The 12,067-nt window shown below is 41.4% G+C and carries 9 protein-coding genes and 1 pseudogene; 3 read left to right on the top strand and 7 right to left on the bottom strand.

Features of this window, described 5'->3' with window-relative positions; genetic code table 11:
- Nucleotides 1-282 precede the first annotated feature (282 nt).
- A complete protein-coding gene (locus tag ACWM1W_RS08930; RefSeq protein WP_005236095.1) occupies nucleotides 283-747 on the top strand; it encodes a MarR family winged helix-turn-helix transcriptional regulator in 465 nt (154 codons plus the stop codon).
- 82 nt (nucleotides 748-829) lie between these two features.
- Here the strand turns inward: ACWM1W_RS08930 and ACWM1W_RS08935 are convergent, their stop codons facing one another.
- From ACWM1W_RS08935 to ACWM1W_RS08955, 5 genes are all read right to left on the bottom strand, one after another.
- The gene (locus ACWM1W_RS08935) at nucleotides 830-1,492 is read right to left on the bottom strand and encodes an SOS response-associated peptidase family protein (RefSeq protein ID WP_375725577.1); all 663 of its coding nucleotides are present in this window, start codon (nucleotides 1,490-1,492) and stop codon (nucleotides 830-832) included.
- 92 nt (nucleotides 1,493-1,584) lie between these two features.
- Nucleotides 1,585-3,027 carry an aldehyde dehydrogenase family protein gene (locus ACWM1W_RS08940; protein ID WP_375725576.1) on the bottom strand — a complete coding sequence of 481 codons (1,443 nt, stop codon included), beginning with the start codon at nucleotides 3,025-3,027 and terminating at the stop codon, nucleotides 1,585-1,587.
- A gap of 462 nt (nucleotides 3,028-3,489) precedes the next feature.
- Nucleotides 3,490-5,655 carry a malate synthase G gene (locus tag ACWM1W_RS08945; protein WP_214002126.1) on the bottom strand — a complete coding sequence of 722 codons (2,166 nt, stop codon included), beginning with the start codon at nucleotides 5,653-5,655 and terminating at the stop codon, nucleotides 3,490-3,492.
- Nucleotides 5,656-6,018: 363 nt separating this feature from the next.
- Nucleotides 6,019-7,170 carry a cell division protein ZapE gene (gene zapE / locus ACWM1W_RS08950; RefSeq protein WP_034170565.1) on the bottom strand — a complete coding sequence of 384 codons (1,152 nt, stop codon included), beginning with the start codon at nucleotides 7,168-7,170 and terminating at the stop codon, nucleotides 6,019-6,021.
- 83 nt (nucleotides 7,171-7,253) lie between these two features.
- Nucleotides 7,254-8,261, bottom strand: coding sequence for an AraC family transcriptional regulator (locus ACWM1W_RS08955; RefSeq protein ID WP_034170603.1), 1,008 nt, complete (start codon nucleotides 8,259-8,261; stop codon nucleotides 7,254-7,256).
- A gap of 144 nt (nucleotides 8,262-8,405) precedes the next feature.
- Here ACWM1W_RS08955 and ACWM1W_RS08960 point away from each other — a divergent pair.
- Together ACWM1W_RS08960 and ACWM1W_RS08965 are read left to right on the top strand one after the other, a co-directional pair.
- Nucleotides 8,406-9,901 (top strand): annotated as a pseudogene (locus ACWM1W_RS08960) (flavin-containing monooxygenase).
- A 65-nt stretch (nucleotides 9,902-9,966) separates the two neighbouring features.
- Entirely contained in the window at nucleotides 9,967-10,875 is a 909-nt protein-coding gene (locus tag ACWM1W_RS08965; RefSeq protein ID WP_375725575.1) for a LysO family transporter, read from the top strand.
- Between the two features lie 75 nt (nucleotides 10,876-10,950).
- Here ACWM1W_RS08965 and ACWM1W_RS08970 read toward each other — a convergent pair whose 3' ends face one another.
- A complete protein-coding gene (locus tag ACWM1W_RS08970) occupies nucleotides 10,951-11,172 on the bottom strand; it encodes a hypothetical protein (protein ID WP_448765154.1) in 222 nt (73 codons plus the stop codon).
- An 87-nt stretch (nucleotides 11,173-11,259) separates the two neighbouring features.
- Nucleotides 11,260-11,940, bottom strand: a complete 681-nt coding sequence (gene pyrF, locus ACWM1W_RS08975) for an orotidine-5'-phosphate decarboxylase (protein ID WP_004783982.1) — start codon at nucleotides 11,938-11,940, stop codon at nucleotides 11,260-11,262.
- Nucleotides 11,941-12,067: the final 127 nt, after the last annotated feature.

Genomic DNA, 12,067 nt, shown 5'->3' on the forward strand with positions numbered 1-12,067 from the left:
CGGCCATTTATCCATATGGTTTGCCAATCTAGTTCTTATTCAGACTCTAAATTTAATCTGGAGTCTTAAGATTTGCATGTCATATCAATGCCATTCATCTGGATAAAGACAGTTACAATTTGCCCCGATTGATCTACAACACATAAATCACCTGATTTTTTTGATGTTAAGAAGATCTAACAAATGCAATCTCGTTAACATTTTAAAAATAAAGGTTGAAACATGTATAAACTTTTACATAAAATGTCAGTGCCCTAGAAAAATAAATAAAAGGAACATTTCATGACTAAAAAATATGCAAAATTTTTACCTTGTGCAGAACACTTTAATTTAGAAAACTTTCCATACTACTGGGTGACTCAAGTTCATGCCCAATATGTCCTAAATGTAGATCATGCACTTAAAAAGTATGGTGTCGATAATTCACGTCGCCGTATTTTGCTTGCTCTTAAAGCCAAACCACATGCCAGCGTTTCTGACCTGTCAGAAATGGTCGTATCTAAAATGTCGACAACCACCAAGATCGTTTATCGCTTAAAAGATGAAGGTCTGGTTGAAACCTATTCCTGTGAAGACGATGCTCGTATTACCCGTGTCGTGCTGACTGAAAAAGGAATGGAAATGACACATAAAATTAATGACCTGACCAATGTTGTACTGGAACAGTCATTTGAAGGGCTAACCCCATTACAAATTGAAAAAACTATGGAAAGCTTACGCCATATCTTTAAAAATTTGGCTCGTTAAGTATTTTTCAATTTTGAATTTAGCTGGCGAGATCAATAACACCTTTTATAATAATTAACGATCCGCCATTGCTTTCTAGGTTTTAGGAATCAAAAAAGTTCAGCTGTGGACTGGCTTTTTTAATTCTTTCTTTTGGTACATGTGAACATTCGAACTCCTCTACTGGAAATCCCTGTACAAAGCTGCGAATATCCGGTTGCGTGAGATTCAGCCATTCATGTAAACGTTCGTGCGGAATCACAATGACTGAACGTTTAATATTTCCCGGCTCATGAAACTCTTTCATCATGGGATGGTCTATTGCATCCATCGTAATCATACTGGCTGAACGTATGATTTCATCCTGCACCCGAGCAATTTCATACAGTGCCGCAATAAAGGTCGCCTTTCCATCTTTACGTCTGACGCCCCAGCGCTGTGGTTTATTATCAAAATACTTTGACTCATAAAATTCCGAGACGGGAATCACCCCAAACTTGCATTTGGCTGTCGCCTCTGCAAAGGTTGGTTTTTGCAGCAAAGTTTCATTTCTGGCATTGTAGGTTTTTGTCCCAATCGTTTTATCCTCTGCCCATTTGGGAATAAAGCCAAAGTTAACCGAGCGCCATTCCAGACCTTGATCAGATTGAAATAACAAGGGTGTAGCATAATTCGGATAGACTTCTTCCGGATATTCAAAGGGAATTTCCGGCAAGCCCAGATCATGTATTTGCTGCGAAGTTAAAGGCTTAAAGTTGGCACACATGCTTAATCAGACAGATCACTTGATATTCTGATTATAGCTTGATGCCAAGCTTAAACCTGTATGTATTATGGATAAGTTTCTATCATTTAATATTATTCATTGGGTACAGTCAGCCAGTGAGTACGGGTGAATTCCTCAAAAATCCAGCGTCCATTAAAACGTCCAAGTCCAGAGTTTTTCTCGCCCCCAAACGGTGCATTAGCCTGATCTGCCACACTAATACTATTGATATGGGTCATACCGATATCAAGCTGTTCCGTAAAATTAATACCACGTTCAATATTCGAGGTACAAACCGCACTGGATAAGCCAAAACGGGTATCATTGGCCAGCTTTAAGGCATGTGTTTCATCACGAGCTTTCAGTATTGGTAGAATCGGTCCAAAACTTTCTTCCTGAGCCAGTGGAGATTCAGGTGCTACCCCAGTAAAGATATGTGGATAGACCAGATTACCTTCTATACCCCCTTCATATACTAGCTCTGCACCCTGCTCTTTTGCACTTTGAATAATCTGCTGATGTTTTTTGACCTGACTCTGATTGATGATCGGACCAATAATGGTCTCTTCCAGATTTGGATCACCCACAGCAACAGTTTTCACCCGTTCTAAAAGCTTTTCCACATAGGCATCATGGATGGACGCATCGACAATGACGCGATTAGTGCTCATACAGATTTGCCCCTGATGCATAAAGCGTCCCATAATTGTCAACTCTACTGCCAGATCAAGGTCTGCATCATCCAGAATCACCAGTGGCGCATTTCCGCCCAGTTCCAGCGCCAGACGTTTAATTCGAGGGCTGGCTAAGGCTTTGCTTCCTACTTTCTGTCCGACTTCTGTAGAACCCGTGAATGAGATCATTTTTGGAATTGGGTGCTCGACAAAATAATCACCAATTTCACTGCCTGCCCCTGAAACCACATTGAGCACACCTGCAGGTAAGCCAGCTTCTTCAAACAGCTTTCCTAATAGGGTTCCACCTGTTACCGGCGTATCACTTGCTGGCTTGAGTACCACACTATTTCCACAGGCAATCGCTGTTGCTACAGAACGCATGGATAAATGAAATGGAAAATTCCATGGACTAATGATGCCAATCACACCCAAGGGTTTTCGTAGTACCAGACTTTTACGTTGTGGATCTTTGCTCTCCAGCTGTTCAGTCTTGATCTGCTTTGGAAATTTCTGGCTTTCCTGAATAATAGATAGAGCAGCGCCAACTTCCAGACCAGCTTTAAAACGGGTACTTCCAGACTCAAGAATCAACCATTCAATAATTTTATCCTGACGTGCCTGAATTACCTGTTGTAGTTTTTGCAAGATTTGCTGTCTTAACTCAACTGATTTAATGATACCCTGCTGGAAAGCTTTATCAGCTGCCGCATAAGCCGCATCAACATCTGCAGTACTAGCCGCCTGTAAAGTAAAGATCGTATCTTGGGTGTAGGGATTCAAATTCTGAATCATTTTCTGAGAACGGCCGGGTTGCCACTGACCCGCAATAAACTGCTGATCCAAATTTTGATATACCATGCTGTTCTTCCCTGCAATTTATTGATTTGCTTTTACTTTAGCAGAGCCATTTCAGGATGGAAGTGACAGCGACGAATTGTTACGCTTTTATCTTGAGCTTTCTAAGTGAATGAAAATTATTGATCCATGAATCTCATTCTTTGCTGTCTAAATCTTCCAGTACGTCAGCCCAAATACGATTCTTAGAAGTTAAAAATTGAGAATTAAATTGAGTCTTCAACGTCATTATCCAAAGCTCTACAGCTATCCAGCATGAGGAGCTGTAAACGCTCATACGAATAGCGATTGGCAAATATAAAGCTACTGTTTAACAAATAATTATTATTAAAATTTTGTTCTATGACATTGTTCTGTTTTAGGTGTTCCGTCAGTTAATTTACATTCCAGAAATACATTTTTATCCTTAGATCTTTTTTAAGAGCAATAAAAAAGCCTCCGAAGAGGCTTTTTCAAGTTACAGGATTAGTCACCTGTATAACCTTTAAGTTTTAAACGCGCTGCGTGTAGAAGCGGCTCTGTATAACCTGATGGCTGTTCACCACCTTTGAAAATCAGGTCAGAAGCAGCCTGGAATGCAATGCTGTTGTCAAAGTCAGCAGCCATTGGCTTATACAGTGGATCATTCGCATTTTGCTCATCCACAATTTTCGCCATGCGTTGCATTACTTCTTCAACCTGTTCACGCGTTACAATTCCATGACGTAACCAGTTGGCAACGTGCTGAGAAGAAATACGTAAAGTTGCACGGTCTTCCATCAAGCCCACATCATTGATGTCTGGAACTTTAGAACAACCTACACCCAGATCAACCCAACGAACGACATAACCCAAGATACCTTGGCAGTTATTTTCCAGTTCTTTTAGTTTCTCTTCTTCAGACCAGTTGGTATCAGTTGCAAGAGGTGGAGTTAACAAATCATCTAAAGGCAATGCTTCAGTTGCAAGCAATTCTTGCTGACGGTTTGCTACATTAATTTGATGGTAGTGAATCGCGTGAATCACTGCACCTGTTGGAGATGGAACCCATGCACAGCTTGCGCCTGCTTCAGGATGTTCAGTCTTCGTTTTGTACATGTCTAACAGCATGTCTGGTTTTGGCCACATGCCTTTACCAATCTGTGCTTTACCACGTAGACCTGTTTGTAGACCTACCATGACGTTACGGTTTTCGTAAGCTGGGAACCATTTTTGGCCTTTAATTTCGCCTTTACGAACAAATGGACCTGCTTCCATGAAGGTATGGATTTCATCACCTGTACGGTCCATGAAACCAGTGTTAATAAAGATGGTACGGTCTTTCGCCTGAGCAATACAGTTTTTCAGGTTAACAGAGGTACGACGCTCTTCATCCATGATACCGATTTTCAGGGTTTTAGCAGGTAAGCCAAGCGCTTGTTCAGCACGTTCAAACAGCTCAACCGCAAATGCTACTTCTTCTGGACCGTGCATTTTTGGCTTAACGATATACATAGAACCGGTACGTGAGTTCTTGATCGTGTTCTCACCACGGATATCAGCCACAGAAAGCAATGGAGTGACCAATGCATCCATGATGCCTTCATAAATTTCTTCGCCATCTACAAGGATCGCTGGGTTTGTCATCAAGTGACCAACGTTACGAAGCAGCATCAATGAACGACCATGAACCTTGGTCTCAACGCCTTCAACATTTTTGAAAGTACGGTCAGCATTGAGTTTACGGGTAATAGTCTTGCCATTTTTCTCGATAGACTCTTCAAGCGTACCTTTCATCAAGCCTAACCAGTTACGGTAGCCTTCTACTTTCTCTTCAGCATCAACTGCTGCAACAGAGTCTTCCAAGTCCTGAATCGTTGTTACAGCCGCTTCAAGTACAACATCTTTCACGCCAGCTGCATCTGTCTGTCCAATTGGACTGTTTGCATCAATCTGGATGATTGCGTGCAGGCCGTTATTTTTCAGTACGATTTCAGTCGGCGCAGAAGCTTCGCCATTGTAACCAACGAATTTAGAGCTATCCGCAACAGTTGTGGTAGAACCGTCTTTCAGCGTTACAACCAGCGCATTACCTTCAACTGCATATTTGGTTGCATCAGCATGTGAACCTTGTGCCAGCGGGAATGTTTCATTTAAGAAGTTTTTCGCGAATGCAATTACTTTCTCACCACGTTTCGGGTTATAGCCTTTACCTTTTTCAGCACCATCTTCTTCAGAGATCACGTCGAAGCCGTATAAAGCGTCGTATAAAGAACCCCAGCGTGCATTCGCTGCGTTCAGGCAGTAACGCGCATTACGTACTGGAACTACCAACTGTGGGCCAGCCAATAGTGCAATCTCTTCGTCTACATTTTCAGTGCTGATCTGGAAATCTTCTACTTCTGGTAATAAGTAGCCAATCTCAGTCAAGAAAGCTTTGTAAGCTTGTAATTCAAATGTGTTATTGCGATGCCATTCATCAATTTTAGCTTGAATATCATCACGCTTAGCCAAAAGTGCTTTGTTTTTAGGGCTAAGATCAACAACGACTTGTTCAAAGTTCTTCCAGTATGTTTCGCTGTCCAAACCAGAACCTGGTAGTGCTTCATTTTCGATAAAATCGTAAAGTTCTTTAGCAATCGCTAACTTGCCTTTTTGAATACGTGCAGTCATTGTCTTTCCTGATATTGCTACTTTTTATACAAGAGATTCTAGTATACCGATTAAAATCTAGCTGAATAGTACTATCACACCGCAAAATAATGAGCATTTTTCTAATAAGAATACCCTCATATCCTTATTAAATGATGTCTCACACGATGCAATATCATCCTGCTAAATACCCTCATGACAGTGTATAAAGTTTTTGAAATGTAGAAATTAGACTTAAGTTCAGAATTTTGAATAAAAGTTGTCCGTTCTTTTTATACAAGGTCATATTTAGATCAAGATTAAGCCATGTTTGGCTGAACTTGTCGATCTTTGATGCAATGAAATGCATAAAAAAGCGCCGGTCATGACCAGCGCTTGTTGTATTTATTCAGGCTCGCTCGAAGCTATTTTCTCGATCTGGCGATGTTCAGAATGCAGGTATTCATCTGACTGCATTTCCAATAAGCGTGAACGAGTCCGTTCAATTTCGAAAGCCAGTCGCTCACCTTTATAAAGATCAACGATATTATCTTCTGAGGTCAATAGTAATTTGACTCCACGGTCATAAAATTCATCGACCAGATAAATGAAACGGCGTGTGGCATCATTCAGGAAATCGGTTAAATGCGGCACATTGCTGACTAATACCGTATTGTAAATATTCGCAATTTCAATGAAGTCAGCTGGGCTACGCGGTTTTAGACACAGTTCAGAGAACTCACACCACAAGACATCTTCAGTATGGGCTACAGTTTCCACAATACGGTTATTGATGATGATTGACTCTTGAGAAGAGGTTTGGGTTTGAGTCAGTGCAGTATAGCGATGTGCCAACCAGTTTTTATTATCATGCGTTAATGGATATTTGAATAACTGTGCCTGCTTTAAGACACGTAAACGGTAATCCACACCGGCATCTACATTCAGAATGACACAGTTTTTCTTGACCATTTCAATGGTTGGCAGAAAACGGTCACGGTGAATCCCATTTTTATATAAACCATCTGGCGCAATATTCGAAGTCGCCACCAGCGTAATGCCACGCTCAAACAGCTTCTGGAACAGATCACTCAGGATCATGGCATCTGTCACATTAGATACAAAAAATTCATCAAAGCAGATCACCACAGCATCTTTATAAATCTGATCCGCTACCAAATCTAGCGGATTGCGCTGACCTGAAAGCTTGTTTAACTCACGATGCACATGCTGCATGAAATGGTGAAAGTGCATACGGGTTTTACGGCGAAATGGAATCGACTCATAGAACTGATCCATGAGCCAGGTCTTGCCACGACCTACTCCACCCCACATGTATACACCTTTTGGCGAAGTCTGACGACGGAAACGGCGAAAGGCCTTCTTAGAAGCTTTAAAACGCTGAATTAATTCCAGCCAGGTACGATTCAGCTCATGTACGGCCATGGCCTGTGCATCATCGGGCATAAACTGTCCTGAAGACAAAGCCTGTGCATAACGTTCTGCAGGAGAGATCGGACTAAAAGCGGTGCTGTGCTGTGAATTAAAATCGGACATAGGTTTCGTACTATTCAGGATCTGTTTAATTATAGCGGAGTTTAGAACGCACACTATAACACTTTGGCATTAACTAACTTAGGCTATTTTATATATTGCCGAGGACTTTGCCCAAACCAGCGCTTAAAGGCATGGTTAAAAGCAGCCGGTTCGGAATAACCCAATAACTCTGCAATCATTTCAATCGAATACTGTTTATATTCAATGAGTCGCAAAGCTTTGTCTTTAATAATCTCTTCGCGAATCTGTTTATAACTGGTATCGAACTGCTGTAATTGATGGCGTAAAGTACGTTCTGGAATATTCAGAGCCTGAGCCGTTTCAGCCATACTCGGCATCAAACCGGTTTGCAACTCCAGATAATCCTGTACTCGCTGTACCACAGTCGGGACATCCACATCTTCCGCCAGACGTTCCAGTTCAGCTAAACACTTTGCTTCATAGATTGCAAAAGTCTCCGCATCTGCTGAAGGAATCCGGATATCCAAAATGGCCTCATCAAACCAGAATGCAGCTCTTGCAGCACCAAACTGTACCTGTGTTCCATAATAATCATGATAGATTTTCTGGGTAGCAGATTGTTCCGGTGCGGCGAAAGGCAGTTCAATCTGCAAGTCAGGTTTGGACAGGCCCATCATCTTGTAAATATCGCGAATGAACTTGAATGTACCTGAAATCTCAGCTTGCGCGACCAGCATTCCCAGATGGTCTTCCGTTTTCTTGGGATAATAGCAAAGCGCACTGCGGTACTCACTTTGCTCCAGTCCCAACTGGCCGGTAAGATGCGTCAATTGCTGAAAACGAATTACCTGATGCATCGCATCCCGTACGGTTGGACTGGTCACCAGCAACATCAGCAAAGGCCCATAACCTGCCAATGCATAATGCTGGCCGATCAATAAACCCTGTTCTGGCTGGATATCCTGACCCACCACTTTGAGCACATCATATTCCACGCTTGGGTGAATAATTGAAGTCGGATCAAGCGCATCAACACGCAAGCCGATATTTTGCAGTTTTTGATCGACCTCTATGCCAGCCTTGCGCATACCCTGGATCAGATACATCAGACTGAGAACAGAACGTTTCATAACCATACAAATACAATGTGATAGCTCTAGTTGTACTATAAAAATAAACTGTCGGCTATTGCCGTTTAGATCAATTTTATATCTAATAGCCAGTTAATAAATCAAGATAATTATCCATTATTAAAATAAGCAAGGAATGCGAAGATGCTGGACAATACACGCCTTACCCACACTCACCCTTATACCAAAGTGGCCATTATCGGTGCCGGTTTTGGCGGGATAGCGATGGCAATACGTTTACAGCAACAAGGCATCCATGATTTTATTATTTTAGAAAAAGATAGCGATTTTGGTGGAACCTGGCGCGATAATCAGTATCCGGGAGCGGCCTGTGATTTGCAATCACATATGTATTCCCTATCCTTTGTACCCAAAACTGACTGGTCAAAACGCTACGCCGAAGCACCGGAAATTTTTAGCTATATTCAAGATTTAGTCAGTGATTCTAATCTTCGGGCTTTTGCTCGGCTGAATACTGAAGTACTCGGGATTCATTATTAGCAAGACCGATGCTTATGGCAGATCCATCTGCATGATCAAAGCATTCTGGAAGCTCAGTTTGTAGTATTTGCCTCTGGTCCTTTACATGTTCCTCAAATTCCCCATATTGCGGGCATTGAAAAATTTAAGGGCAAAATCTTTCATTCTTCTCACTGGGATCATCATTATGATCTCAAGGGAAAAAATGTTGCATCGATTGGGGCTGGTGGCAGTGCAATTCAATATATCCCTAAAATTGCACCCAAATGCAAACAGCTCTATGTCTTTCAACGTACTGCGACTTGGGTTATTCCACGGGATGAGCGCCTATATCATGACCTGGAAAAAAGCTGTTTTCCAAATATGAATGGTTCCGCAAGTTACACCGGATTCGTCTGTACTGGTCTAATGAGTCGCGTGTAATGCCTATCGTTAAACCAACTGTCATGAAATATGCTCAGAAACTCGCAGAAGCTTATATTCGCTATCAGGTCAAGGACAAGGAAACTGCCAAGAAATTGACCCCAGATTACATCATGGGCTGCAAACGGATTCTGGTGTCTAACCAATACTTCCCTACCTTTAACCGTAAAAATGTGGAACTAGTGACTGAAGGTATTCGTGAAGTGACCGAAAACAGTACTATTACTGTAGATGGTAAAGTACGTCCGATTGAGTGCCTGATCTACGGTACCGGATTTATTACCGATCCAAGAATTTATCTGAAAAATTTCGATTGCACTGGCCTGAATGACATTCACTTAACTGATGTCTGGAAAGATGGTGCCGAAAGCTATTATGGAATCTGTGTTAAAGGTTTTCCGAATCTGTTCCAGCTATTAGGACCGAATACTGTGCTGGCACATAACTCAGTGCTTTTTATGATTGAAGCGCAAGTAAGTTATATCCTGCAAATGATCGCCCTAGTAGATCAATCACATAGTGATGCGATTGTGGTCAAAGATCAGGTACAGGAAAAATTCAATCAGGATGTCCAACATATGCTGGACAATACGGTCTGGCAATCTGGCTGTGTCAGCTGGTATCAACAAGAAGGTGGGAAAAATTTTGCCTTATGGCCCACCTATACCTGGAAATACTGGCTCAAAACCAAAACCATTAATGCAGCAGATTATTATTTTTTAAATAAAGCCAGTTAAAAGTCCTTCACATTCATAGTGCTAGCGATGGCATAATAAAGACTGATTTATCATACTTTTTTATTATGCAATCGCTTTGGTTAGTCTCCCAGCTTCTGGTCTGTTTAGCGCTTGGTTTTGTTTTTGCAAAACGGCTTCCTGCTTCACTCACGAAAATATGCTTTAAGGTTCTACCATATTTTAGTTATATCTTACTGGTCGCTATTGCTTTTGAGTTTTCTGGGCTTCTGACGGAATTACCTCACCCTGACCAGATTCTAAATACCTCTATTACAATTGCTTTTCTCACCTCTATTGGGGCATTTAGCTGTTGTTATCTGCTATTTAAATGGGCAGATTTTCAACCTTCTTCTGGACGAGTCTCCACTGAGCTAGTAATTAAAGCACTGATTAATATCAGTTATGCATTCTTCGCCTTAGCTGCTGGGTACTTGCTGCATTATAGTTTCACTCAAATGGGGCTTTCTGTTCAAATCAGTACTTGGCATTTATTACTGGTCTTTATGTTTCTGATTGGACTGGATCTTGCCTACTCACCACTTGATCGCTCATGGTTGAACTGGAAAATCCTGCTGGTCCCAACAGGTTGTATTGCTGGTTCATGCGTGGCTGCAATTATCTATTCTTTCTGGAATCCGGATATTCATTTAAAAGACCTGATTATGCTGTCACAAGGTTATGGTTTTTATTCAATGTCAGGTGTTGTCGTTACAGAACTAAGAAATGCGGAACTGGGCAGTATTGCCCTGATGAATGACCTGTTTCGGGAAATTTTTGCGATTTTACTAATGTATTGTGCAGGCTGGCGTTACCCAAGATCAGCAATTTCTGCTGCAGGTGCGACTGCGATGGATGTGACTTTACCCATGGTCAAACAGGCCTGTGGCAATGATTTTATTCCACATGCCATGGTGAGCGGTTTTATTTTATCTGTATTGGCGCCAGTAGCGGTAAGTGTGTTGGCGGTAATTTAAAAATCCCTCCCGACCTCCCTTTCATAAAGGGGGATTTAGGGGGATTCAATTAGAAATAAAATAAACTACGGAATATTAAAAATTCAAATCAACCCTACTCAATGAATCTCCTACTGTCTCCATCATCTCTGAAGCGAGTTCTACAATATCTATGCTATGAAGGCCTGACATCCAGTCCCATGAACCCGACTGTGCCTGTTGTTTATATTTTTCCTGCTGTTCGAACTGATCTGCTATTTTTTCCATCTCCAGCCTTTGTTCTAGCATTTTTTGTTCTGGTGTCTTTATTATTCTCATTTGAAATTCCTTTTTATTTTTATACAGCTTTTCTCAATGTATAAAAAAAGCCTTTAATATGAAAGGCTTTTCATCGGGTAACTGGAATTACAATGTTGCCAAAATATCTTTTAGAGTCTGACGAGGATTTTCCGACTTGGTAATTGGTCGTCCAATCACCAGATGTGTTGAGCCATCCAGCATTGCCTGTTTTGGTGTCACAATACGTTTTTGATCGTCTGCATTTGAACCTTCAGGACGAATCCCAGGAGTGACCAGAGCAAAGTCTTGTCCAATGCTTTCACGCAGCATTTTCGCTTCTTGTGCGGAACAGACCACTCCATCTAAACCACTGTCTTTAGTCAGCTGAGCCAGACGTTTTACATGTTCATTAGGCTCAATATCCAAGCCAATGTCTTTCAGGTCTTCACGTCCCATAGACGTTAATACAGTTACTGCAATAAGTTGAGTTTTATAGTTGCCTGCTTTTAAACGCTCAACACAGGTCTCCATCATTTTACGACCACCTGAAGCGTGGACGTTGACCATCCACACACCCAAGTCTGCCGCGGCACATACCGCTTGTGCAGTGGTATTTGGAATATCATGGAACTTCAGATCTAGAAATACATCAAAACCTTTATCCTGAAGTGCTTTTACAATGATAGGACCTTCATGAGTAAATAACTCTTTGCCCACTTTTACTCGGCATAAGGCAGGATCGAGCTGCTCTGCAATCCTTAAGGCATCAAATTGACTTTTAGCATCCAGTGCAACGATGATACTCATGAGAAGACCCTTCAAATTGACAAAATTAAACCATTATACGGATTAGCCCTATAACAACCAAGAATATTTTCGCAAAAATGATTTTTTTAATTCAAATTAAGTCATTTATTTATATAATTTTTATATA

The organism is Acinetobacter sp. TW_SC_4, assembly GCF_054861205.1.